Origin of the sequence: Aeromonas sp. 601027 (genome assembly GCF_049174455.1) — a bacterium.
Lineage (GTDB): Bacteria > Pseudomonadota > Gammaproteobacteria > Enterobacterales > Aeromonadaceae > Aeromonas > Aeromonas veronii_A.
In genome coordinates this window covers 688,455-711,849 of the sequence record NZ_JAAKTN010000001.1, presented here as the reverse complement: position 1 = coordinate 711,849, position 23,395 = coordinate 688,455, and the positions used below count along the sequence as shown (strand labels likewise).

21 protein-coding genes are annotated in these 23,395 nt (G+C 57.8%); 11 read left to right on the top strand and 10 right to left on the bottom strand.

What is annotated here, in order from left to right:
* Positions 1-81 precede the first annotated feature (81 nt).
* The 3 genes from G5193_RS03035 to G5193_RS03025 are packed head-to-tail and all read right to left on the bottom strand — an operon-like array spanning position 82 to position 3,902.
* Positions 82-2,634 carry an MlaD family protein gene (locus G5193_RS03035; protein ID WP_421204918.1) on the bottom strand — a complete coding sequence of 851 codons (2,553 nt, stop codon included), beginning with the start codon at positions 2,632-2,634 and terminating at the stop codon, positions 82-84.
* Positions 2,635-2,689: 55 nt separating this feature from the next.
* Positions 2,690-3,292 (bottom strand): paraquat-inducible protein A, encoded by a 603-nt coding sequence (locus G5193_RS03030; RefSeq protein WP_005333132.1) that lies wholly within the window; start codon positions 3,290-3,292, stop codon positions 2,690-2,692.
* Complete coding sequence (locus tag G5193_RS03025; protein ID WP_421204917.1) at positions 3,276-3,902, bottom strand: paraquat-inducible protein A; 627 nt, start codon at positions 3,900-3,902, stop codon at positions 3,276-3,278. The genes G5193_RS03030 and G5193_RS03025 overlap by 17 nt, the downstream gene beginning before the upstream one ends.
* A gap of 147 nt (positions 3,903-4,049) precedes the next feature.
* On the opposite strand from G5193_RS03025, the gene prpB reads away from it, so the two are divergent.
* The 3 genes from prpB to G5193_RS03010 are packed head-to-tail and all read left to right on the top strand — an operon-like array spanning position 4,050 to position 7,531.
* Positions 4,050-4,937 (top strand): methylisocitrate lyase, encoded by an 888-nt coding sequence (gene prpB, locus G5193_RS03020; protein WP_421204916.1) that lies wholly within the window; start codon positions 4,050-4,052, stop codon positions 4,935-4,937.
* Between the two features lie 10 nt (positions 4,938-4,947).
* Positions 4,948-6,075 (top strand): bifunctional 2-methylcitrate synthase/citrate synthase, encoded by a 1,128-nt coding sequence (prpC, locus tag G5193_RS03015; protein ID WP_374841259.1) that lies wholly within the window; start codon positions 4,948-4,950, stop codon positions 6,073-6,075.
* A gap of 10 nt (positions 6,076-6,085) precedes the next feature.
* Positions 6,086-7,531 (top strand): bifunctional 2-methylcitrate dehydratase/aconitate hydratase, encoded by a 1,446-nt coding sequence (locus G5193_RS03010; protein ID WP_421204915.1) that lies wholly within the window; start codon positions 6,086-6,088, stop codon positions 7,529-7,531.
* 99 nt (positions 7,532-7,630) lie between these two features.
* Here G5193_RS03010 and G5193_RS03005 read toward each other — a convergent pair whose 3' ends face one another.
* The gene (locus G5193_RS03005; RefSeq protein WP_416034878.1) at positions 7,631-8,359 is read right to left on the bottom strand and encodes an FFLEELY motif protein; all 729 of its coding nucleotides are present in this window, start codon (positions 8,357-8,359) and stop codon (positions 7,631-7,633) included.
* Between the two features lie 258 nt (positions 8,360-8,617).
* Here G5193_RS03005 and G5193_RS03000 point away from each other — a divergent pair, with 258 nt between their 5' ends.
* Positions 8,618-8,950 (top strand): polyhydroxyalkanoic acid system family protein, encoded by a 333-nt coding sequence (locus tag G5193_RS03000; RefSeq protein WP_100645872.1) that lies wholly within the window; start codon positions 8,618-8,620, stop codon positions 8,948-8,950.
* Positions 8,951-9,205: 255 nt separating this feature from the next.
* Positions 9,206-10,636: a wax ester/triacylglycerol synthase family O-acyltransferase gene (locus G5193_RS02995; protein ID WP_421204914.1), complete on the top strand. Its 1,431-nt coding sequence runs from the start codon at positions 9,206-9,208 to the stop codon at positions 10,634-10,636.
* A 127-nt stretch (positions 10,637-10,763) separates the two neighbouring features.
* On the opposite strand, the gene G5193_RS02990 is transcribed toward G5193_RS02995, so the two are convergent.
* The 4 genes from G5193_RS02990 to G5193_RS02975 form a co-directional block, all read right to left on the bottom strand.
* Complete coding sequence (locus G5193_RS02990) at positions 10,764-11,552, bottom strand: hypothetical protein (protein WP_421204913.1); 789 nt, start codon at positions 11,550-11,552, stop codon at positions 10,764-10,766.
* Positions 11,553-11,577: 25 nt separating this feature from the next.
* On the bottom strand, positions 11,578-12,219 hold the full coding sequence (locus G5193_RS02985; protein ID WP_421204912.1) for a TetR/AcrR family transcriptional regulator: 642 nt from the start codon (positions 12,217-12,219) through the stop codon (positions 11,578-11,580).
* A gap of 1 nt (position 12,220) precedes the next feature.
* Positions 12,221-13,408 carry a patatin-like phospholipase family protein gene (locus G5193_RS02980; RefSeq protein WP_421204911.1) on the bottom strand — a complete coding sequence of 396 codons (1,188 nt, stop codon included), beginning with the start codon at positions 13,406-13,408 and terminating at the stop codon, positions 12,221-12,223.
* A gap of 94 nt (positions 13,409-13,502) precedes the next feature.
* Complete coding sequence (locus tag G5193_RS02975) at positions 13,503-14,075, bottom strand: phasin family protein (protein ID WP_005333118.1); 573 nt, start codon at positions 14,073-14,075, stop codon at positions 13,503-13,505.
* A 248-nt stretch (positions 14,076-14,323) separates the two neighbouring features.
* Here G5193_RS02975 and G5193_RS02970 point away from each other — a divergent pair, with 248 nt between their 5' ends.
* Complete coding sequence (locus G5193_RS02970; protein WP_266134647.1) at positions 14,324-16,297, top strand: SDR family oxidoreductase; 1,974 nt, start codon at positions 14,324-14,326, stop codon at positions 16,295-16,297.
* Positions 16,298-16,387: 90 nt separating this feature from the next.
* Here G5193_RS02970 and G5193_RS02965 read toward each other — a convergent pair whose 3' ends face one another.
* A complete protein-coding gene (locus G5193_RS02965) occupies positions 16,388-17,263 on the bottom strand; it encodes an esterase/lipase family protein (protein ID WP_421204910.1) in 876 nt (291 codons plus the stop codon).
* Positions 17,264-17,433: 170 nt separating this feature from the next.
* On the opposite strand from G5193_RS02965, the gene G5193_RS02960 reads away from it, so the two are divergent.
* The 4 genes from G5193_RS02960 to G5193_RS02945 all read left to right on the top strand — a co-directional run bounded on the left by G5193_RS02960 (position 17,434) and on the right by G5193_RS02945 (position 20,808).
* Positions 17,434-17,736 (top strand): YebG family protein, encoded by a 303-nt coding sequence (locus G5193_RS02960; protein WP_216953581.1) that lies wholly within the window; start codon positions 17,434-17,436, stop codon positions 17,734-17,736.
* A 380-nt stretch (positions 17,737-18,116) separates the two neighbouring features.
* On the top strand, positions 18,117-19,397 hold the full coding sequence (locus G5193_RS02955; RefSeq protein WP_421204991.1) for a tyrosine-type recombinase/integrase: 1,281 nt from the start codon (positions 18,117-18,119) through the stop codon (positions 19,395-19,397).
* Between the two features lie 200 nt (positions 19,398-19,597).
* A complete protein-coding gene (locus tag G5193_RS02950) occupies positions 19,598-19,933 on the top strand; it encodes a hypothetical protein (protein WP_216953580.1) in 336 nt (111 codons plus the stop codon).
* A gap of 725 nt (positions 19,934-20,658) precedes the next feature.
* Positions 20,659-20,808: a hypothetical protein gene (locus G5193_RS02945; RefSeq protein WP_216953579.1), complete on the top strand. Its 150-nt coding sequence runs from the start codon at positions 20,659-20,661 to the stop codon at positions 20,806-20,808.
* 24 nt (positions 20,809-20,832) lie between these two features.
* Here G5193_RS02945 and G5193_RS02940 read toward each other — a convergent pair whose 3' ends face one another.
* On the bottom strand, positions 20,833-21,231 hold the full coding sequence (locus tag G5193_RS02940; protein ID WP_421204909.1) for a hypothetical protein: 399 nt from the start codon (positions 21,229-21,231) through the stop codon (positions 20,833-20,835).
* Positions 21,232-21,404: 173 nt separating this feature from the next.
* Between G5193_RS02940 and G5193_RS02935 the strand changes: the two genes are divergently transcribed.
* A complete protein-coding gene (locus G5193_RS02935) occupies positions 21,405-23,381 on the top strand; it encodes a Lon protease family protein (RefSeq protein WP_421204908.1) in 1,977 nt (658 codons plus the stop codon).
* Positions 23,382-23,395 lie beyond the last annotated feature (14 nt).

Below are 23,395 nucleotides of genomic sequence, written 5' to 3'. Positions count from 1 at the left end.
AATCTGAACCCTATCAACAGGCACCGGAATATAAAAAGCCCGGCAGGGAGCCGGGCTTGGATGGGATGCAAAGGGAAGAGATCAGGGCTGGATACGAGGGCTCCACTCCAGCCACTCTTTCTCGGCCTTGCCGTAGAGCGGATAGCTGTGGCCCGCCCTGACGGTTGACCCCATTTCTCTCTCCGGCGTATTGAACGCAATGCCGCCGGCCAGCAGGCTCTGCACCGTCTCCACTTCGATAGTGCCGCCGGTCAGCCCGATATCCGCCTTGACCCCGGAGACATTCCAGAAACGGGAGTTGGCCCGCACCAGATGGGCATACTCCTGTTCCACGTTGACGTCGATCACCACCTCGCTGCCATCCCGAGCCAGCGCCACCTTGGTGACACTGCCCACCACCATCTTGCGAAACAGCAGCGGGCTGCCGACGCTCAGGCCATTGACGGAGGGGCTCTTGAGGGTCAGGGCCAGACCCACCGTGCCGACCTGACTCAAGGGGAAGCGATCTTTGCCAGCGCCTTTACCGGGTTGAGCTTCTACAAACGCCCCCTTGATCAGGGTATCGAGGTGAGCGACACCGCCCAGCCCCAGCTTGGCCTGCACCAGAGTAAAGCGGGCGCCGGACTGCAGGAAACGCTCGGCGTAGTGGCCATCGAGTTCCGCCTTGAAGATCACCTGACCCAGTGACGGCTCCAGCTCGATCTCTTCAATTTTGCCGATATCGACACCGCGATAGCGGATCGGGCTGCCAATCCCGAGCCCCGGATTGCTCTCTGCCACCAGTGACAGCTGGCGCACCTTGGCCTTGGCTTGCTCCCTGGAATCGAACAGTTGATGACTGCTGCGGCCATTGGCCAACCGATCGAACTCGATGGCGCCACGCAGCAAAGTACCTAGGTTGCCCACCTTGACCTGCACACCATCGACCCGCACCTTGGTGTCGATGGCCGGTTTTTTCCAGAACTGGGGTTGTTGGGCGAGGAGGGGAGCATAGACGCCATCAATTTCTAGCTCGATCTCGACCCCCTCTTTGGCGGCGCGCAGCTGCTTGACTTTGCCCGCTTCCAGCCCCAGATAGAGCACAGGCGAGCCAATGCCAATGCCATCGGCCTGATCTGCCTTGAGCAACCAGCGCTGCGGCTTGGCATCACGGGTGCCGAGCAGTGCCAGCTCCTGACTCGGGTAGAGAAGGTTAATCCGCTCGCCACTGCTGGCTTGTACCAGCTTGATCCCGCCCCCCAACCAGGCACTGGCCGGACTGGTTTCTACTTTGATGCCGCTCAGATCGGCATCAATCTGCAACGGGGCGGCGCGATAGAAGCGGGCACGGTTGAGCAGATGGCCATAGTTCGGCGCCATCACCAGCTCAACGCTGGCATTGCCGCGTGCATCCAGGGTGAGCTGGCTGATACGGCCCACCTGCAATCCCTTGTACCAGACAGGGGCATCCTGATTGAGCCCCGCCAGATCGTCAGCCTGCAGCGTCACCTTTGTGCCGCTCTGGGGCGCGCGATCGGTCAGGGTCATCTTCTCTACCGGTTTGCCCGCCACATAGTCGAGGCGAATGGCCGGGCCGGAGAGCAGGCGATCTGCATGCTGCACGCCGGTCGCGGAGAGGGAGACACTCTCCCACACCAGTTGGCTCTTGTCGGTAATGCGATAAGCCTGCTCCGGATTGATCAGTGCCGTTACCACCCGCCCCTTGTCAGTAAGGTGGATGGGATCGACGCGACCAATTTCGATTCCTTCGAAGAGAATGGGCATTCCCTCCTTGATGGGCAGATCGCCCGCCATGATATCGATGCGCTCGCCGCGCGCCGCTTCCGCCAGCCCTTTATAGAGGACGAAGGTCTGTCCCTTCTCCGGTTCCGGTGAATCTTTGGGCGAGTCAAAGGCAATGCCGCCGCTCAGGATGGAGGTGAGGCTGCCAGCTTCCACGCTCACCCCGGCCAGACTGAAGGAGCCCTTGATACCGCTGATATTCCAGAAGCGGGTATCGGCTTTGACCAGATGTTCGAAACGCGGCTCGATCACTAGATCCAGAATGACGTTCTGGTTGTCCTGACCCAGGCGGGTATTGATGACGCTGCCCACCTCGATACCGCGGAAATAGAGCTTGGCGCCAATCCCTACCGAACCCAGAGAATCGGCGGTCAGGTGCAGCATGCGTCCCTGAGCCTGATAGCCGGGAGGAGGGCCCTCCAGTGCATCGAAGGTCTCTTCCAGCGGATTGCTTTCACGCCCCGGTTGCAGGTTGATGTAGTTGCCGGAGACCAGGGTATCGAGGCCGGAGATCTCGGTGAGCGACGCCTTGGGGCTCACCAGCCAGAAGTCGGATCCCTTGCGGATCAGCGGTCTGGCACGGCTGTCAATCTTGGCCATCACCGCAATCTTGCGGCCATCTTCAGCCAGCTCCAGCTCTTGCACAACGCCGATGGCCACCCCCTGATAACGAACCTGGGTTTTACCCGGCAAGATGCCGTTGCCCTGGGCGAAGTTGATCTGGATAAGCTGGCCACGGCTCAATACCTGCTGATAGAGAAAGCCACCCGCCAGCAGCAGGGCTATCAGGGGTAACAGCCAGACCGGCGATAACCAGCGGCGCTTTTCGATGACGGGTTCAGCCCCGATCATAGTGACTCCTTATTGGCTGGAATAAACAGCACATCAGACAAAAACAGAGAAATCATCAACGGGCCGCCTTGTCCCACAGTAAACGGGTATCGAGCATGCGGGCCGACATCATGGTCAGCACCACCACACCGGCAAAGGCGGTGGCCCCCGGGCCTGCACGGACACTCAGCAGCACACCCCGATCGACCAGTGCCACCATCAGCGAAATCACGAACAAGTCCAGCATCGACCAGCGACCGATAAAATCGATCACCCGATACATCACCAGCTGGCGCTTGCGCCGCACTGGCTTGGCCCGCTGCAACTGCCAGCAGATCCAACCCAGCCCCAATATTTTGCCCACAGGCACCAGTATGCTGGCGGTGAGAACTATGGTGGCAATCCCGCTCATTTTGCTGCGATAGAGCATCATGATACCGCTGAAGATGGTATCTGACTGCAGTAACCCCTTGTTATAGAAATGGGTTATGGGCAACAGATTGGCAGGCAATAACATGAAGGTGGCGAGTGCCAGTAAGCCCCATGACCAGGCGAGGGAGCGGGGAATGCGCACCTGTAATTTGCTGCTGCAACGGGGGCAGACTGCCCCGGCTTGATAACGCACCAGCAGACCGCAGGTATGGCAGCGGCAGAGCCCCATCTCACGGGCGCTGGTCATGTTCCGGCTCCTTTAACGGGATCCGCGCCCAGTAGGGGGCGGGGTCAAACAGGATCAGCAGGGTCATGTTGAGCAGCATCAGAATACCGAGGCTGAGCAAGCCGCCACCGAGGCGCACATCGGCGATGTCGATCAGTTTGAACAGGGCAACCAGCAGGCTGACGATATAGACCTCCAGCATGGCCCAGTGGCGAAACACCTCGACCAGCTTCAAGGTGGCGGGAAGAATGTTCCAACGTTTGGCCAGACCCGAAGCCAGCACAAAGATCCCCGCCAATAATCCCACCGGCGCCAACACGGCGCACCAGAGCACCAGGCTGGCCACCCACCATTCGCCCTCGCCAAACAGCACCAGAATACCGCGCAGCAGGTCGGCGTCGGTGTTGACCCCAGCCAGCCGCAGATAGATCAACGGCTCAAAAAATGCGGAGGGCAGCAGCAGAAACCCGGTAATGGTCAGGGCCATCAACTGGGAGGGACGAAAGGCATAACGGCCATAGAGATGTTGGTGACAACGCGGGCAGTGGGCATGACGACGCAGCGGCAGTGCTTTGCGCTGGATCAGCAAGTCGCACGCCGGACAGACAATTACGGAACCGGGCTCCATCATACAATTCAACCTGTTGAAGGAATTGGTGAAATTTACCCTAAAACCGGTTTCCTGTCTTGCCTGCAGCCAGAATGTTACGAAAGTATAATTGACGTTAACGTAAACGTGATATTAGATAGCCAGACTAGACAGGTGAAAGGAGTCATGATGTCCAGTTTGTCCCCCTCGGCAGGCCTGCGCTTTCGCACCGCCCTTGCCAATGAACATCCCCTGCAGATCGTCGGCACCATCAATGCCTATATGGCGCTGATGGCCGAGCACAGCGGTTTTCAAGCTATTTATCTTTCAGGTGCCGGAGTGGCCAATGCCTCCTACGGCTTGCCGGATCTCGGTATGACCTCCCTCAACGACGTGCTGATCGATGCCGAACGGATAACTGCTGCGACCCGTGTGCCGCTTCTGGTTGATATCGACACCGGCTGGGGCGGGGCATTCAATATCGCCCGCACCATTCGCGCGTTCGAGCGAGCCGGGGTTGCCGCCGTCCATATGGAAGATCAGGTGGCCCAAAAGCGCTGCGGCCACCGTCCCAACAAGGCGGTGGTCACGCTGGAGGAGATGTGCGATCGCATCAAGGCAGCAGTGGATGCCCGCGAGAATAGCGAGTTCGTCATCATGGCCCGCACCGATGCACTGGCGGTGGAGGGGATGGAGTCTGCTCTTGAACGCACCGCTGCCTATGTGGCCGCCGGTGCCGACATGATCTTCGCCGAAGCGGTGACCGAGCTTGCCCAGTACGACCAGTTCAAGCTGGCGGCCAAAGTGCCGATCCTCGCCAACATGACCGAGTTCGGCAAAACCGAGCTGTTTGACAAAGAGCAACTGGCCGCCTACGGGGTCGACATGGTGCTCTACCCATTAAGTGCCAACCGCGCAGCCAATCAGGCCGCCCTCAACGTCTATCACCATATTCGCCAGGATGGCCATCAACGGGCCGTCGTGGAGACCATGCAGACCCGGGAGTCGCTCTACGACTTCCTCGGATATCACCACTACGAGCAGACACTGGATCGTCTGTTTACAGCCAAGGAATAGGAGGCAGCTTATGGGACAGCAAAAACCGTTGGGCGGGGCCGGTCTGCGCGGTCAAAGCGCAGGGGAGACCAGTATCTGCACAGTAGGCAAGAGCGGCACCGGTCTTACCTATCGCGGATATGACATCAAGGAGCTGGCCGACAGCGCCCAGTTCGAGGAGGTCGCCTATCTGCTGCTCAAGGGGGAGTTGCCCGGTGAGCAGCAGCTTGACGCCTACAAGCGCGAACTGCGTCGCCTGCGCACCTTGCCCCTGCCGCTGCTGGAGGTACTGGAGCGGATTCCCGCCGATGCCCATCCCATGGATGTGCTGCGCACTGGCTGCTCCATGCTCGGCGATTTGGAGCCGGAAGATGGTTTCGAGCATGAGCATGAAGTGGCGGATCGGCTGCTGGCCGCCTTCCCGGGCATTCTGATCTACTGGTACAAGTTCAGCCACGAAGGAGTTCGCATCGCCCTCGACAGCGACGAGGAGTGTATCGGCGGCCACTTTCTGGCCCTGCTGCACCAGAAGGCACCGAGCGAGCTGGAGCGTCGGGTGATGCATGTCTCCCTCATCCTCTACGCCGAGCATGAGTTCAACGCCTCCACCTTTGCCGCGCGAGTCTGCGCCTCAACCCTTTCCGACATGTTCTCCTGCATCACCGCCGCCATCGGTACCCTGCGCGGCCCGCTCCATGGCGGGGCCAACGAGGCGGCCATGGCGATGATCGAAGATTGGCAAGACGAGACGCAGGCAAGGCGGGAACTGCTGGCCAAGCTGGCGGCCAAGGAGAAGATCATGGGCTTTGGCCACGCCATCTACCGCACCTCGGATCCGCGCAACGTCATCATCAAGGAGTGGTCGGCCAAGCTCGCCGAGGCGGTGGGGGATGATCGCCTCTATCGCGTCTCCTGCGAGGCGGAGAAGGTGATGTGGGAAGAGAAAGAGCTCTTTCCCAACGCCGACTTCTTCCATGCCAGCGCCTATCACTACATGGGGATCCCGACCAAGCTGTTCACGCCTATCTTCGTCTGCTCGCGGGTCACCGGCTGGTGCGCCCACGTGATGGAGCAGCGTGAGCACAACCGGATCATCCGCCCGAGCGCCGATTATGTCGGCCCGGCCCCCCGTCACTTTGTCTCTCTACAACAACGATAAGGAAATCACGATGTCCGCCAACGTCGACGTCAACCACAGACCCGAGCCCGATCAGGTGCTGGTCGATATTGCCGATTATGTCTGCAACCACCCCATTACCAGCCAGGCGGCCCTCGACACCGCCCGCTACTGCCTGATGGATACGCTCGGCTGTGGCCTCTTGGCCCTGCGCTTCCCCGAGTGTACCAAACACCTTGGCCCCATCGTCCCCGGTACACTGGTACCCCACGGCGCCCGGGTGCCAGGTACCCAGCTCTGCCTCGATCCAGTCAAGGCGGCCTGGGATATCGGCGCCATCATCCGCTGGCTCGATTACAACGACACCTGGCTGGCCGCCGAGTGGGGTCACCCATCCGATAATCTGGGGGGCATTCTAGCCACTGCCGACTGGCTCTCCCGTACTCGCGTGGCCGAGGGCAAGGCGCCGCTCACCATGGCCGATGTGCTGGTGGCCATGGTCAAAGCCCACGAAATTCAGGGTGTGCTGGCGCTGGAGAACTCCTTCAACCGGGTTGGTCTCGATCACGTGGTGCTGGTCAAGGTCGCCAGCACCGCCGTGGTGACTCATATGCTTGGCGGAACCCGCGATCAGGTGATCGATGCGGTCTCCCAAGCCTGGGTCGATGGTCAGAGCCTGCGTACCTACCGTCATGCCCCCAATGCAGGGTCGCGCAAGAGCTGGGCAGCGGGGGATGCCACCTCTCGCGCAGTGCGCCTCGCCCTTATCACCATGAGCGGCGAGATGGGCTATCCCGGTGTGCTGAGCGCCCCCAAGTGGGGCTTCTACGATGTGCTGTTCAAGGGCAACCAGTTCGCCCTGCATCAGGGGTACGGCAGCTATGTGATGGAGAACGTGCTGTTCAAGATCTCCTATCCCGCCGAGTTCCACGCCCAGACAGCTGTGGAGTGCGCCATGAAGCTGCACGCTCAGGTGAAGGGTCGGCTGGATGAGATCGATCGCATCGAACTCACCACCCATGAGTCGGCCATTCGCATCATCAGCAAGGTGGGTGCCCTCAACAACCCGGCCGATCGGGATCACTGCCTGCAGTACATGGTGGCAGTGCCGCTCATCTTTGGGCGCCTGATCGCCGAGGATTACGAGGATGACGTGGCGGCCGATCCCCGCATCGATGGGCTGCGTAGCAAGATGGTGGTGCAGGAGGATAAACGCTACAGCCGTGAATATCTGGAGGCAGACAAGCGCTCCATTGCCAACGCCATCCAGATCTTCTTCAAGGACGGCACTCACACCGCCAAGGTGGAGGTGGAATACCCGGTCGGCCATCGTCGCCGTCGGGAGGAGGGGATCCCGCTGCTGGTGGAGAAATTCCAGCACAATCTGACCACCCGCTTCCCGGCCAAACGGGTCAGCGACATTCTGGCCCTTTGTCAGGATGGGTCACGGCTTGCCGCCACCCCGGTACACGCCTTTATGGATCTGCTGGTGATCTGACCGGTCTTGCATTGGCCAACATATCGGCAAACAGTGATAAACGAAAAGCGGGCTCATCGGCCCGCTTTGTTATTCTGGCGGCTTATCCCTCGATAAGCCTCACCCCAGCGCACTGCTGTCGCCGTTAAAAAGCGCCGTCATGATGGCCGTCTCGCGACTGGCGATGGTCTCGAGAAACTCGTTGGCACGCCCCATCTGATGACACACCTGATAGCCGCGCTCGACAAAGGAGAAGAGCTCGCCAAGCCCCGCCAGATGGGCGGGCCCTGACACCAGCTTGAGGGTTGCCCCCAGCAGCGGTTTTCTCGCCAGCCTGTCCAGCGTCATGCCAAGCTCGCTCACCAACGCAATCTGATGTTGCCGGCGCGCCTGCTCGCCTACGGCACGATAGGCGATGGTGTAATGGTCCGGCGTGATGGGATCAATGCCATCAATGCGCCGCAGCGCCACCACCATCAGGTAGTCCAGCTCTTCGGAGAGAGCGTCGAGCTCGATCGCTTGGGCCAGCACCTTGAGGCCGGACTCAGGTAACAGCCGCTCGGCGGTCGGCATCACCCGCATCACGTCCGCATCGCGGCGGGCGCAATCCCCGGGTCCATAGAGGTCGGTCAGGAAGAACTCGGCGGCAGGGCCGTAGCGGTCACTTTCCAGCAGATCACGATGGGTTCGCCCCAACCGGTCGGCCTGCCACTGGCGTAGCCGATCCCGAGCCTGCTGATCTTCCGGGTGGGCACGCATCTGCTCGCGCAAGGCTGCAACCCGCTTGAGCTGGCGGTAGAGCCGACCCAGGGTGCTATCGTCGTCGTGGGCATGTTCTTGATGCGTCATCTACAGCTCTCTGGCCTTGGGCCCATTGATGGGGATTCGGTGATACGAAGATACAAGTGAATGAAAAACAAGCAGCTTTTGCTGACCGTCCGTGACAAGTGTAGCGCGCACGGGGGAGGGAATAAATGCCATGCCCCGCTGATGGCCTGCATCCCTCTCGACTCTGTTAAGTGAGTCCCATTTATGTGAACCATCCTTTCATTTGTTGTGAACATGTGTTTAATATCAATAACTAACTTATGACCCAGAGTAACGACCATGTTCTTCAACTCGCTCGCTGGCAGCAGCGCACTCTCTACCATCCAGATCAGCCGTCAGCATCCGCTGGGATTGGCTGCCGCCCGGATCGCGGCCGAAGCCATCGCTGCGGACATGAGCGAGAGCTATCAACTCGATTGCGAATGGGCGGATGAAGAGGAGACCGAGCTACGCTTTCGCGGCTCAGGGGTACATGGCACTCTCACCCTGGACGAAGATACCCTGGAACTGGAAGTGCATCTTGGTTTGATGCTGTTGCCAGTACGCAGTGTACTGGAGCAAGAGATCCTCGATTATGTCGACAATCGCTTACCTTGCCCCAAACGTGTTTGAAACTCTTCGTTGCACTGGTTTTAAATAAATCAGCTGTAAACGATGGCTGTTTGAAATAAGTTGGTAAGCCATATGGTTTGTCAGATTTATTCTCCAGCGAGGTCTCGATTCTATTTTGCAAGTAATCTTTCATCTTTATTTCATATTTCGAGTCGGCACTCATTAATGTCATTCTGATTGCATCAAGTCTTCATCCGGATATGAGGGAAGGAGCAATTTGCCGCCTCGGTAAATTCATTTTGTAGGGAAACAACCATGCCACTGAGTGAATTTATCTCCTGCGTCGATACCGCCTGGTTACGCATGGACAGACCCAACAACCTGATGCAGATCATCGGTGTCCTGATGTTTGAAGGGGAGCTTGATGAAGCGCGTCTGCGGGCCGGATTGCGCCATACCATTTCGGTGCAACCCCGCTTCCACCAGCGGGCCGTGCTGGAGGGGGGCTCCTACTACTGGCGTCATGATCCCGATTTCGATCTCGATCAGCACCTCAAGCGAGTGATCCTGCCGGGTGAAGCGGGCAAGCTGGAGCTGGAGAAGCTGGTGGCCGATCTCGCCTCGACGCCGCTCAACCACCAGCGCCCCCTGTGGGATATGCACCTGACCGACACGTCGCTGGGTGGGCAAGCGCTGGTGGTGCGCATTCACCACGCCATGGGCGATGGTTTCTCGCTGGTGCGGGCCATGCTGACCATGATGGATAACACACCGGAAGGGGCGCCGCGACCACCGTCATCGGAGCCACTGGATGACAGCGATGACGAGGATGATGAGGATTGCCACCAGGGCAGCCGTCTGGTGCGGGCCGGCCTCAAGCTGACCGGTAGCCTCTGGTCCAAATATGTCGAAGTGGTCACCCATCCCACCAAGGCGGTGGATTACCTCAAGACCGGGCGGGATGTGGCGAGCGAGCTGTGCAATATCGCCACCCTCGGTGATGATTCACCCTGCCGCCTGCGTGGCAAGACTACCAGCACCAAGCGGGTGGCCTGGTCGGAGCAAATTGATCTGCCGGATATCAAGGCGGTGGGCAAGGTACTGGGCTGCTCGGTCAACGATCTGCTGATCGCCGCCACCGCAGGGGCGTTTCGCCACTACCTGCAGGAGAAGGGGGATGATGCCAACAAGGTCAAGATCCGCGCCCTGGTGCCAGTCAATATGCGTGCACCGGACGATGAGGGGGCACTTGGCAACCGCTTCGGGCTGGTGGCCCTGGACTTGCCACTGGATGTTGAACACCCGTTGCAGCGGCTCTATACCGTACGTGACCGGATGCAGGCGCTGCGCACATCTCTACAACCCGTGGTGGTGCTCAACCTGTTACATGCCCTTGGCATGGCCCCCAATGCGGTGCAGCAGCAGGCCGTCGAGCTGCTCACGGCCAAGGCCAGCGCGGTGATCACCAACGTGCCCGGCCCGCAGCAGACCCTCTATCTGGCCGGCGCAAGACTGCGTCAGCCGCTGTTCTGGGTGCCGCAATCGGGGGATATCGGCGTCGGCGTATCCATCCTCTCTTACGATCACAAGGTGCAGCTGGGCCTTATCACCGACAAGAAGCTGGTACCGGATCCGGATCGGGTGGTCGAGCGGTTTGCGGTGGAGTTCGAACAACTGCTGTTGCTGGTGCTGATGGAACCGGAGCTGCTGTTTGACCCCAACGGGCTGGATGCGCTGCTCGGTTGAGCGAGCATTTGAGCGACCATTTGAGCGACCAGTGACAGCGTAGCCAACCGGACTGCACCCATCATAAAAGAGGCCAACCCGTGGGTTGGCCTCTTGTTTTGTTGTCTATCCGTGGCAAGAGTGGCGGTTAATCCGCCAGCTCTTCGCGCGCAGCCTCCACATCGAGGCGCTCCATGGCATCCATGGGTTCGCACTCGGCCGCTTCGGCATAGAGGGCTTCGGCCGCTTTCAGGCGGCTCTTGCCGTGCAGCATCACCTGAGCGTTGGCGTACTCCATGCGAGCGATAGCCGATTCGGGGATCAGCGCCAGCGCCTCCTTGAAGTGACGTTCGGACTCTTCCTTCTTGGCACCATAGGTGAGGCCGCCGATCATGGCCCCCAGCTTGTCGACGATCTCCGCGTGCCAGGCGCCAAAGGCGATATGGGCCTCGGCGTGATCGGGCGCCAGCTCCAGCGCCTTCTCAAGACTTGCCTTGATCTTGTCACCAATTCCTTGCGAGAGGGCCTTGGAGATGGAGATCACCTGGCTGTAGCGACCGAGTGCCAACGCGTGGAAATACCAGGCGTTGGCGTTCCTGGACTGGCGTTTTTGCAGCTTCTCGGCATTGCTGGCCGCCCGCTCGAAGGCGGCGCGCTTGGCATATTTGTCTTCCAGCAGATAGCTGGCATGGATCACCAGCGCTTTGTTCGCCACATTGAGGCCCGCCTCACCGGCCGCTTCGCCAAGGGCGACGGCCCGGGCAAAATCCCCGGCATGATAGGCCCGCCAAGCATCCTGTACCTGTTCATCCTCGGGCCAAGGTTCGGCATCCCCCTGATGGAGGCGATCCCAGTTGTCCGCCAGCTTCTGGCCGGCATAGTCATAGGCCGCATCCGCGTAGGGGAAGGGGACAAATTCGAGTTGTGAAGTGGTCATGCTTGTTCTCCCTGTAGCATGTGAATCAAACCTTGTCGGTGTAGTGGTGGGCGAGGGCGCCCAGATGAGCGCGGGCATCGGCCCGCAAATAGGGTGCGACCAGCTGCATCACCTGAAAGACGCCGAGGGCGATATCGGCGTCCGCCTTGGGGTGCAGTGCCCGCTGGTAAGAGATCCAGAATGTGCCCACCAGCGCCACATTGGCCGCCAGCGTGCGCATCTGTTGCGCCGTGCCCTCCATCAGCCCGACCGTTTGCAGATGGTTGCAAATGGCGATGGCGGTCAGCTCCTTGCGGCGCAGCAGGGCGGAAAAGCGCTGTTCCACCTGATGATAACCACTCATCAGGGTCGCGATATCGTAGTAGAGGAAACGGTACTGCCAGATGGTTTCAAACATCAGGTGGAGAAAGAGCCAGATATCTTCTGGCTCATCGGACGGGGTGCTGACCGCCTCCAGCAGGCGATCCATCTGCTGTTCAAATTCGCAGAACAGGGAGTTGACGATCTCCTCCTTGTTGTGGAAGTGGTAGTAGAGATTGCCCTGGCTGATCTCCATCTCGGCCGCAATGGCCGAGGTGGTGACGCTGGGTTCCCCTTGTCGATTGAAGCAGGCGAGGGCAGTGGTCAGGATCCGCTCCCGGGTACGACGTTTGGGTTTGCGATCCATGCTACTCCTTTGGTGATGAACGGCGCACGCCGTGGCGATAGCGTTTGGCAAGCCAGTGCTGCAACTGCTCCAGCGACTTGTCGAGGACGGCGACCGAGCCAATGCCGGGGGCCAGCAGGGTGCGATCTTCATCGGCCAGAGCGGCCAGATTGAGCTCGAGGCCATGCTTGGCCAGCACTGGCGCCAGCTCGTCACGACGCTGCCAGAGATCGCGACGGGTATGCTGGTAAGCGTGCTCGCAGAGGCGGCGACGATCCCGGTAACTGAACACATTGGTGAAGAACATCTCGCCATCGGCAGAAGAGGGCTCAAACAGCAGGGCGTCGGCGTCGGGATATTGGTGCTTGTAGCGATCCATCCCCACATGCATGCGGGAGTGGATGATGGCGCGAAAGGTCTGGGCCAGTACCACCGGCAGACCGCTGTCCACCAGATTGGTCGGGGTGCCGGCGGCCATGTCCGCATCATAGGGAACCAGCGGATTGATGCAGAACACCAGATCCGCCCCCTCTTCCAGCGCTACCGAAGCGTGCAGAGTCTTGATCAGCGCCCCGTCCACATAGTAACGCCCGTTAATCAATGAAGGGGGAAAGAGGCCGGGCAGGGCGGCCGACGCCTGTACCGCCGCCGAGATGGGCACGTCATCGAGCCCCGGGCTGCCGAAGGCGACCGGATGACCGGTGTCGAGTTCGGTAGCGACCACAAACAGTCGACTGCGCAGCTGGCGAAAATCATTGCTGCGGCCGGGACGAGAGAAAAACTGGGTCAGGGTACGATCCACCCCGCGGTTGTCGAACAGTCCGGTCGGAATGGCCTTGGAGAGCCCCTGCAGCGATTCAAACAGGCTGCGCTTCCAGGGCGCCGCCAGATAGTAGGTCAGGCTCTGCCACGCCAGCGGCGGGATCGAGGTCAGACGGTCGGCGTATTCACGAAAGGCGGGTCGCAGCAAGGTGGCCGGGTCAAACATCTCCCCAGAATCATCGCTGAGCAGGATCCGCACCAGCTTCGCCGGCGAGATGCCGTTGGCCAGCGCCGAGGCCACCACGGCCCCCGAACTGACGCCAACATAGATATCGGCATGGTCAAGGCGCAAGCCGTTGATGCTGTCAGAGAGGGCTGCGCAGGCACCAATCTCGTAGATGCCGCCGAGCGGCCCGCCGCCAGCAAGGGCAATTGCGATGGTACTCATAGCGTCGCCTCTCTATCCATGACATTCACCATGACAAGACCGGCCCAGCGCAGGGCATGGGCCGGTATCAATCACCTTCCGTCACCGCGAGGTATCAGGGCAGGACGCTCTCTGCTTTGGCTTTCACCTCTTTCACCGCATCTTCAGCGGCGGAGAGGAGATCGGCGGCCTGCTCAACCACGGCCTCTTTAGCCTTGGCTACCGGCGCCTTCTTTACCGGAGGCTTGCGGGCCGCGGGCTTTTTGGCGGCAGCCGGTTTGGCTTCAGCGGCAGGGGCTTCCTCTTCCTGCGCATCCAGCAGTTGCTGGACTACATCGGTCAGCTCGGCCATGCGCTTGGAGAGCTTGTCGATATCCTTGCGGGTCGGAATGCCGAGGCTGGCCACAGCGCGGGCCACGCGATCTTCAAACACCTGCTCCAGACGACCCCAAGTATTGGCGGTCTTGTCGGTCACAGCGGCAATCTTCTCATCTGCGCTCTGACGGGTTTTGGCCTGCAATGCTTCCCCTTCCTGCACCAGGGCTTCAAAGATCTTGCCACCCTCTTCCTGCGCCTTGGCATAGGCACCCAGACCCGCCAACCAGATCTGCTGGGTGGACTCCTTGATGGTGGAGGTGAGTTGGTTGTCGGTCACTGACCCTGCCAGCGCTTTCAATTTCTTAGCCATGATCTTCTCCTTGAATAACGACTGTTAAATGTAATGGCGACAACGAAACTGCAATCGGGTTGTGGCATTACTGATTTTTCGACTTCAGTCTAGGGACAAAAAATAGAGGGTTCTACCTAATAACGGAACAGGCACACCACCGAAATTAGGGTTTGCTCACGAACCGACAATCAAATTGCAGATTCCCATATGAATCGTGATATATCTAACAACCTAGTAACACCCTAATCAGTAGCAGGATTCTCTTTATGAACTATTTCATTACTGGCGGTAGTGGTTTTATCGGGCGTCGATTGATCAAAAAGTTATTCCAACAGCATCCCGACTGTACCGTCTATTTTCTGATGCGCGCCTCTCATCAGGAGAAATTGCCAGAGCTGTTCTCATTCTGGAATGTGGATGAATCGCGCGCAGTCCCGGTTTTTGGCGACATGACACAACCGCTGCTGGGGGTATCGGTCGAGATGCAGGAGCAGTTGATCGGCAAGATCGACCACTTCTTCCATCTGGCTGCCATCTATGATCTCAACGCCAAGGCGGGGATCCAGCAGCAGGTCAACACCGAAGGGACCCGTCAGGCTGTTCAACTTGCCGAGCGGCTGGGGGCGGGGCAGTTCCACCACTGCAGCTCCATCGCTGCAGCGGGCCTGTTTGACGGTCTGTTTCGCGAGGACATGTTCGATGAGGCCGAACACCTCGACATGCCTTACTTCCAGACCAAGCACGAAGCGGAAGGGATTGTGCGAAACGAGTGCACAGTTCCGTGGCGAGTCTATCGACCGGGGATAGTTGTCGGTGACTCCAATACCGGCGAGATGGACAAGATCGACGGCCCTTACTACTTCTTCAAGACCATTCAGAAGCTGCGCCGTCTGCTGCCGCCCTGGATGCCAGCCATCGGGGTTGAGGGCGGGCGCATCAATATCGTGCCGGTCAACTTCGTGGTCGATGCCATGGTGCATATCGCCCATCAAGAGGGCGAGGAGAACAAGACCTTCCACCTGACCGACCCCAACCCGATGCGGGTCGGCGACATGCTGAGCACCTTCTCCCGCGCCGCCCATGCGCCGGAGCCTGCGATCCGCATCAATGCCTCTCTCTTTAATTTCATTCCCCGCCACCTGACCGCCATGCTGATGACCATGGCGCCGGTGCGCCGCATCCGCGATGCCGCCATCGCCGATCTGGGTCTGCCCAAGGATGTGTTCCGCCTTATCAGTTATCCCACCCGTTTCGACAGTCGCGAAACCCAGCGAGTACTGAAAGGGACCGGTATCGAAGTGCCACCACTGCACAGCTACGCCTGGCGGCTGTGGGATTACTGGGAGCGTCACCTCGACCCGGAGCTCTTCATCGATCGCTCCTTGCGTGGTCGGGTAGAGGGCAAGGTGGTGCTGGTGACCGGGGCCACCTCCGGCATTGGCCGAGCAACCGCACGCAAGCTGGCGGGGGCAGGGGCCAACGTCGTTACCATCGCGCGCGACGAGCAGAAGATTGCCGAGACTAAAGCTGAGTTTGCCGAGCTGGGGCTGACCATCGAGATCTATCAGGGGGATCTCGCCAATCTGGCGCAAGCCGAGGAGATCACCGCTCGCATCGTGGCCGATCACGGCGGCGTCGATATTCTGGTCAACAATGCCGGCCGCTCCATCCGCCGCTCCATCGAGGACTCCTTCGATCGCTTCCACGATCTGGAGCGCACCATGCAGCTCAACTACTTCGGCGCACTCAAGGTGATCATGGGGGTGCTGCCCACCATGATTGAGAAGAAAAAAGGGCACATCATCAACATCTCCTCCATCGGGGTGTTGACCAATGCGCCGCGCTTCTCCGCCTATGTTGCCTCCAAGTCGGCCCTCGATGCCTGGGTGCGTACCGCCGCCTCCGAGTTTGCCGATAAGGGGGTCAGCTTCTCCATCATCAATATGCCGCTGGTGAAAACGCCGATGGTAGCGCCGACCAAGGTCTATGAGCAGGTACCTATGATGACGCCGGAAGAGGCGGCCGATCTGGTGTGCGATACCATCATCAACAAGCATGTGCGACTGGCCACTCGCCTCGGGGTGTTTGGTCAGGTGGTGCATGCCCTGGCACCACGTGTCGCCCAGGTGATCATGAACACCAGCTTCCGCACCTTTGCCGATCCCAAGGATGGCGACAAATCCAAAGCCACCGCCGATCAGGTTGCCGTCTCGACCCTGATCAAGGGGATACACTTCTAACCGGATGATGGGATAAAGAGATCAACAGGGGCCTGAGCAATCAGGCCCCTGTTTTATTTGGAATAACAGTTGAAGGACGAATAAGGAGGGTCAGACTCGGGACAACAGATCAAGCAGCAGATCAGTCGTGCGACGGGAGTAGAGCAGAGAGAGATGGCCAATGGCAGGCAACTCGATATCTTCCATTCCCGCCAATCGTTGCCGCTCCTGCGGCATCACCACATTGTCGTGACTGGTGCGCACCGAGATGCCGGGTACGCAGAGAGGAACCGAGGCGAAACGCTGCAACCAGCCGGAACCGGGCTCCATCTCACGGGCATTGGCCCCAAGCCCAAGGGCGGCAAGCTGACTCCCCTGATGAGGCGTAGCCAGCGTGATCATCCGCTCTACCTTGTCACCCCCATAGAGAGCCAGATAGTCGCGGCAGACCAGCCCACCCATGCTGTGACCGACCAGCACCAGCTTGTCAGCCCCGGTTTGCGCGAGCACATCGTCAATTCGCTTGGCCAGTAGCGGCACCATCTCATCGATATGACCAAATGGTGGCATCAATGTAATGGTGGCGACCACATGGCCTGCGGTCTCCAGTCGGGTGCGCTGGGTACGCCAGATCCCGCGACTGCAACCGTAACCATGCACCAACAATACGGGGCGCTGGCATGGCCGCAGCCGATCGGGTGCCATCAGCAAAGGCTCGAACGGCAACAGCAAGGTGAAGGTGTAGAGGTAGGCCAGCATCTCCTGCGCCATCATCTTCACCCTGCGCCAAGGGCCGATAGCCGGGGAGGGGTAGAAGCGGGTAAACAGCCAGCTGCCGAGCACCACCAGACAACGCAACCCAAGCAGGGTAAACACGACAAACAGCAGGGTCAGCAACCAGGGGAGTCCCACGACCAAATGGGCGATACTCCCGAGGAGCAGCACCTCTACCATCAGCAGAATAAACAGGTGTCGTACGATCGTCATAAGGCCATGATCCGACCAGTCTGGCGTGGAAGTCAAATGACACTTTGAGACAGCTTGATCCAGCGCGGCTTTTGTCGCTAAACCCCGGCGAACTCTTTTCCGGTGAGGTTATTTGCAATACTGTATATCCATACATATACTCTATCCATCATCACCAAGAGGAGGCCATCATGGCTGTCGAGATCAAATATGTGGTTGTTCGTGGGGGAGTGGAAAAAATGACCTTTGCCAGCAAAAAAGAGGCCGATGCCTATGACAAGCTGCTGGATACGGCCGATGAGTTGATGACCCTGTTGGCTGGCGCCCCGATCGAGCTGGCACCAGAGCAGCAAGAGAGTCTGGCATTCTACCTTGCAGAACAGCGCGATGTGCTGCAAACCCTGCTGCGCGGCGGCAAGGTTCAGGCAGGCACGAAAGAGGAAGAGGCCCCAGCAGCCAAGCGCAAGGATAAGCCACTCAAACAGGTGGCCTGATTGCACAGACCTGCTATTTCTCGGGATAAACAGCTCGCCGCATTCATTTTATTTGCATTTAAAACCATATTTACGGCTATTTACCCCGAGAATTTTCTAACAAAGGTGCATATCCAATGCATAACTGAATAGCGTGCACCACTGAGCGACACCAGCCAGGTCTATGAGGAAATAATGAGCAAACAGTGAAGAGAACGTTATCCAGATCGCTCCCGGTTACCTTAATCAGCAACAACAAGAGGCAGTACCAGTCCCAATTGAAGCTGCGTTCATCTATCACGAGCCCTTTTCTAGCAACTCGGCTCACAGGCTCATATCGACTCATCTCATCATCAACAAGCAACACCATGACTCAACAACCATTATCCTTGCCGCCAGCCATGCCGCTGTTTGACAGCCTTATCTATCTGGAAGCTGGTAATCCGCAGGTCAATCAGTACCTTGCCAACCTCAGCCTCAATGATGTGCCCGATGCCGGGCTGGTTTACGAACTGGCGGTTGATTGGCTGCTGGAGCAGCGCAACAGCGAAAACAACTACAAAACCTATCGCAGCGAACTGACCACTTTTTTACACTGGTGCTTTCGCGAGGCAGCCATCAGCCCGAAAGATCTCACTCGCCGCATCATGATCCGCTATCTCGACTACTGTCAGTCCCCCCCTGAAGAGTTGATTGCCTATCGCAACGTGGCGCAGTTTGTCCTCGACAAAGAGTGGGGAGAGCGGTTGCCCAACCCGCAATGGCGACCGTTTCTCGGCAAGCGGGAGCTGGGCCGCACCTTGCCCTATCGCCTAAGCGAGCAGGCGATGAAGACCAAGCTCGCCATCTTGTCCGCCTTCTTCCAGTTCCTGATCCAGGAGGAGTACATGGACAGGAATCCAGCTCTGCTACTGCAGCGAGTCAAACGGCCGCAACAGCTGGAGGCCAATGATCAGGTGCAGGTCTTCAGCGAGTTGCAGTGGTCATACGTGATGCAGGCCGCCGATACCCTTGCCAACGACCATCCGGAGCAGCACGAGCGCAGCCGTTTTCTCATCATTCTGATGTATGCCTGCTATCTGCGGATCTCTGAGGTGGCGGCCCGGCCGGGCTTTACCCCTGTGATGGGGCAGTTCAGGCGGGATCGCAAAACCGGCGTCTGGGGCTACTTTATTCCGCAAAGCAAAGGGGGCAAACGGCGTACCGTAGCGGTATCCCAAGCGCTGCTGGCGGCACTCGAGCGCTACCGCCGTTTCCTCGGTCTCTCTCCCTTGCCGACACCGGATGAACAGACGCCACTGTTCGTTCGTCATAAAGCGGCAGCCCACGGCCGCGAGCAGGGGGAGATCAACGCCAACCTCGGCATTCGCCAGTTACGGGATTTGATCATGGTGATCATCGGTAAAGGGGCAGAATTGGCAGAGCAGGATGGATTTGCCCAGGATGCAGCCGAAATGCGGCAACTATCTCCCCATGCGATCCGCCATACCGGGATCACCCATGACATCAATCTGCACGGGCGGCCGCTCTCCCACGTACAGGCCGATGCAGGACATGACAGCATCGACACCACTTCGAAATACCTGCACACCAGCAACAGTGAACGACATGAGAGCGCGCAACAAAAACCGCTAGACAGATTGAGCCAACAAACGAGAGATAATCGTTCAAAGGGCGGGTGAGCATCGTGACCTAAAAAAGTGATTCATTAAGGTCTCATTCAAGCTGGTGCCGTTATTTTGTACTTCTCTGGATAGCAACCGGTTCAGGGAACAGCAGGGCTGTTAAGAACGAGCAGGTAGCCATCCGCGGGATCAATATTTATTCCGTATCAGAGAGAAAATTAACCAAATCGCTTGCTCAAACATCGAGACAACCCCCTATGCCGATAGACATTATCAAGAAGACCTACAAGATTGTCGGACAAGGCGATCTGATGGCGCAATTTACCCTTATCCCCTCAGGCACGTTGAATATCTGGTTTCCCGAAACAGGATTGCAGATGGAGGCACCCTGTAGCCAACTTCGTTTTGAAAATGACACCCTGCTCTATACCAACGGCATGCACTACAGCCAGGCGAGAGCATTCTGGTCGTTAACACTTCACTCTGTCGATATGAATGAACTGAAGAGGTTAATCATGGATATGTGCAGCAATGTCCACATATCCCATCCGCGAACGCCCATACCCAAACGCAAACATTGGCTAATAGCCTGATCAGCCGGAATCAAAGAACAAGACCCGTCTCGCAAAAGGCGGGTCTTTTTCATTCTCTCTGTGGAGTGCATTGAGGTCTAAAAAGGTGATTTGATGACTTATACGAATGGTCATCGTCGTGGGCTACCGAAAACTCTCAGGAGCCAGACGCCACCTAACGTAAATATATGAATGGTTACGTTAAATTCACCATTATAAAAGTCACGGAAACCAAGAGGGAAGGGAGCGCTTATTGCATCAAGGGCATTGATGATCCGGCACTGTTGTAAGTGTGAACTATTCAATACGGGAAATTTGCATTTTTAGCATTTTGAGTAAGGGCAGGGGATCTGTCCACCCATTAAGGCGACTACTTTAACTAGGTCAAGACAGCCTCTAATAGTGGACTCTTGTCTCAAGATGGGACATTTGTGGTTTCAGAATATCGACTAAGGGGAGGGGACATGGTCCCAAGACATGTTCGGGTACAGCTAAATGAGCAGTTGGTGAACTAGCCAATTCTATTGCCAACGCTATGGCACCAAGCACGATGCATTGCCTGCTTTAGGTGAGGTTCTTCTGCATTTGGCTGCAAGGTATCAAGATGGTTCTTCATCATGGATCGCATTGACCGGAGTTGTGTCGCCGTAGTGGTTAAATTCACTCAATGTTATCTCTCACAGAGATGCCGATAAATGGGGTTATCGGCATAATTTGTAAAGACTCTGTTATTTTTGACCTTCAACATGTCTCACCCAGAAATGACCGAGATCATCAGCGTCCTGCAAACCGGCAGCGCCTGGCCTGTGGATGTGGTGCGGCGCATCAGCCCAGGGGAAATGTCCGACGAGCTCCATGCTGCACGCCGCGAGGTCGCGCCAATCGATCATGCCTGAGCCATTCAACCCGGTGAGCAATGTTTAGGGCTGGCCTATAGCACTAGCGTTCACCGACAGGCCACGGGCGCGGGCCTCCCGCAGGCAGCGCTGCCAAAAGTACCTGCCACTGGGCGAATCCCATTTAACCTGGTAACGACTGGATAGCCAACAAATCGCCTCCAGCGGCAGATGGGCAAAATCCTGTTGATGGGTGTACCAAAAGGCCCGCCAGTCGTGGATAACCGCCACACGGTTGACCAACTGCCAGCGGCAGATCCACAACAGGGTGTCCTTATGAATCAACACCAACGCACCGGCCAACGGGAACACGTCGAACCACAGCAACTGGTGGTCATCGGGCACACTGATATCTAGCTGCCGAAACCGATGGCGCCGCAGTGGTGTCAACAGATCGACACCGGCGGTTAATGCATCCAGCAAGAGTCGATCCTGTGGGCGACGGCTGTGTTTCATCGGAAATAACTCCAAAACGTAGAATCCCATTACTGCGCATAATGCATATTATGTTAAATATAGTATCTTGTTTCCTGTCACCGCTTATTGAACTGTGTATAATGGCAACAATTGATCCTATCTTCGACCGGATGTCTTAAGTGGCTGAATTAACATCAGAACAATTAAAACCCGCTTTTGCGATTGAACAGTTCCCCAGGCTTTGTGAGCTTGAGCCCATCCCCTTTGCCGCTCTGCAACCCAGAGCAATCTCCGGTATCAAACGTCTGGCCAGTTTTGATGGTGATTGCCCGGTTATGCTGCTCAACGGTTTCCCCGGTGCCGATTATGAAGATGTGTGCCGCACTCTGATTGCCGACTCCAATGGTAAGGATGGCGATCTGTTCGACCTCTGCTATACCGAGAATCTCAACAACCCGTTCAAACCTATCTGGCTGCGACTGCAACCCGGTACTGGCGTTGAGTTTTGCGAAATGGTTGGCGAGCTACTCAAGTTGCTTAGCCACCATCTCGATGCCGAGCGAATCGTAACCCGCATCATGCGCAAGCAAAACAACGATCCAAAGATCGATGACTTTCTCTCGGATCTGGCGGCCCATGTGGCATTGGGACTGGAGTTTCAGCATCCGGTGCTGATCAACCTGCTTATTCATCACGAAGAGCAGGAAGCACCGGTAATTTACGGTCGTGATCTCAACTGGGATACCCTGTTTGGTTCCATCAACTATCAGACAGAACAGGGTTCTGTCTACGCGAATCAGCACTTGCTGGAACCAGGTTTGCTACGTCAGGCCAATGGTGGCTACCTTATTCTTCAACTGGATGAGCTGCTCGACCAGCCTCATCTTTGGTTTAAGCTCAAAAATGCCATGCAAAAAGGCGAGCTGGACTGGAACGCCTATCAGGAAGGCAAGACACTAACCCCCTTCTTTGCACCTGAAGCGACCCCCATCAAGCTCAAGCTGATCCTGGTGGGTGACCGACTCGACGTGGCTGAGTTCCAGATGCTGGATCGCGATATGTCCGAGCGCATCTTCCTGCGCGCGGATCTGGTTTCAGAGGTGAATATTGAAGAGGATCTGCAGGAATTTCTGCAGTACCTGGCCTGGCTGCGCCAGCGCTGGAACCTGCTGGACTTCACGCCAGCCGCCCTCGCCGCCCTTTGTCGTCATGCCAGCCGCCTCTGTGACCATCAGGAGTGGTTGTCGCTCTCCGAAGTGCAACTCTCCGCCATCATGCGGATGGCTGACAGTCTGGCCCGGGAGCTGGAATCTGATGTGGTCACCGACGAGCATATTCGCGGCGCACTGGAAGAGCAGGATTACCGCCTCAACTATCTGGTTGAGCAGTCCGATCAGGGGGTTATCGACGGCCAGATCCTGCTGCAAACCGATGGCGAAGAGATTGGCCAGATCAACGGCCTGTCTGTCATTCAGGTCTCCGGTCACCCTTATGACTTCGGCGAGCCGGTGCGCCTCACTGCTACCGTACACCTTGGTGATGGCGATGTGGCGGATATCGAGCGCAAAGCTGAGCTGGCCGGTCATATCCACGCCAAGGCGATGATGATTATCCACGGCTATCTCTCCAACAAATTTGGCGCAGAGAACCCCTCCCCCCTGTCGGCCAATCTGGTGTTTGAGCAGTCTTACCACGAAATTGATGGCGACAGTGCCTCACTGACCGGCTTGTGTGCCCTGCTCTCTGCCCTCGCCCGCCAGCCTATCTATCAGCACTTTGCCGTGACCGGCGCGGTCGATCAGTTTGGCAATGTGCAGGCCGTTGGTGGTGTAAACGAGAAGATTGAAGGCTTCTTCCGGGTATGCAAGATCCACGGACTTACCGGCAAACAAGGGATTATTCTGCCAGGCACCAATGTGCAGCAGTTAAACCTTTCTGATGAAGTGATCGCAGCGGTCGAAGCTGGCCAGTTCCACATCCATCCGGTGGACCATGTTGAAGAGGCCATCGAGCTACTGACCGGTTGTGTGGCCGGTGAGCCTGATATGCCTGACACCTTGTTTGGCCGTATTCAGGAGCGTCTGGATGAACTGAACGGCACCACAGCAAAAGCCGGGCTACTACGCTCGCTGCTGGAGCGCTGGTTGGGCCGTTAATGAAGTGATCGGAG

Excerpts from the sequence above, each read along its gene's own strand:
- G5193_RS03000 (WP_100645872.1), top strand. The coding sequence starts at position 8,618 with ATGTTCTTCAACTCGCTCGCTGGCAGCAGCGCACTCTCTACCATCCAG.
- G5193_RS02970 (WP_266134647.1), top strand. The coding sequence starts at position 14,324 with ATGAACTATTTCATTACTGGCGGTAGTGGTTTTATCGGGCGTCGATTG.
- G5193_RS02950 (WP_216953580.1), top strand. The coding sequence starts at position 19,598 with ATGCCGATAGACATTATCAAGAAGACCTACAAGATTGTCGGACAAGGC.
- G5193_RS02965 (WP_421204910.1), bottom strand. The coding sequence starts at position 17,263 with ATGACGATCGTACGACACCTGTTTATTCTGCTGATGGTAGAGGTGCTG.
- G5193_RS02985 (WP_421204912.1), bottom strand. The coding sequence starts at position 12,219 with ATGGATCGCAAACCCAAACGTCGTACCCGGGAGCGGATCCTGACCACT.
- G5193_RS03010 (WP_421204915.1), top strand. The coding sequence starts at position 6,086 with ATGTCCGCCAACGTCGACGTCAACCACAGACCCGAGCCCGATCAGGTG.
- G5193_RS03030 (WP_005333132.1), bottom strand. The coding sequence starts at position 3,292 with ATGACCAGCGCCCGTGAGATGGGGCTCTGCCGCTGCCATACCTGCGGT.
- G5193_RS03025 (WP_421204917.1), bottom strand. The coding sequence starts at position 3,902 with ATGATGGAGCCCGGTTCCGTAATTGTCTGTCCGGCGTGCGACTTGCTG.
- G5193_RS02995 (WP_421204914.1), top strand. The coding sequence starts at position 9,206 with ATGCCACTGAGTGAATTTATCTCCTGCGTCGATACCGCCTGGTTACGC.
- G5193_RS03035 (WP_421204918.1), bottom strand. The coding sequence starts at position 2,634 with ATGATCGGGGCTGAACCCGTCATCGAAAAGCGCCGCTGGTTATCGCCG.
- G5193_RS02945 (WP_216953579.1), top strand. The coding sequence starts at position 20,659 with ATGTCTCACCCAGAAATGACCGAGATCATCAGCGTCCTGCAAACCGGC.
- G5193_RS02960 (WP_216953581.1), top strand. The coding sequence starts at position 17,434 with ATGGCTGTCGAGATCAAATATGTGGTTGTTCGTGGGGGAGTGGAAAAA.
- G5193_RS02975 (WP_005333118.1), bottom strand. The coding sequence starts at position 14,075 with ATGGCTAAGAAATTGAAAGCGCTGGCAGGGTCAGTGACCGACAACCAA.
- G5193_RS02955 (WP_421204991.1), top strand. The coding sequence starts at position 18,117 with ATGCCGCTGTTTGACAGCCTTATCTATCTGGAAGCTGGTAATCCGCAG.
- G5193_RS02990 (WP_421204913.1), bottom strand. The coding sequence starts at position 11,552 with ATGACCACTTCACAACTCGAATTTGTCCCCTTCCCCTACGCGGATGCG.
- G5193_RS03005 (WP_416034878.1), bottom strand. The coding sequence starts at position 8,359 with ATGACGCATCAAGAACATGCCCACGACGACGATAGCACCCTGGGTCGG.
- G5193_RS02980 (WP_421204911.1), bottom strand. The coding sequence starts at position 13,408 with ATGAGTACCATCGCAATTGCCCTTGCTGGCGGCGGGCCGCTCGGCGGC.
- prpC (WP_374841259.1), top strand. The coding sequence starts at position 4,948 with ATGGGACAGCAAAAACCGTTGGGCGGGGCCGGTCTGCGCGGTCAAAGC.
- prpB (WP_421204916.1), top strand. The coding sequence starts at position 4,050 with ATGTCCAGTTTGTCCCCCTCGGCAGGCCTGCGCTTTCGCACCGCCCTT.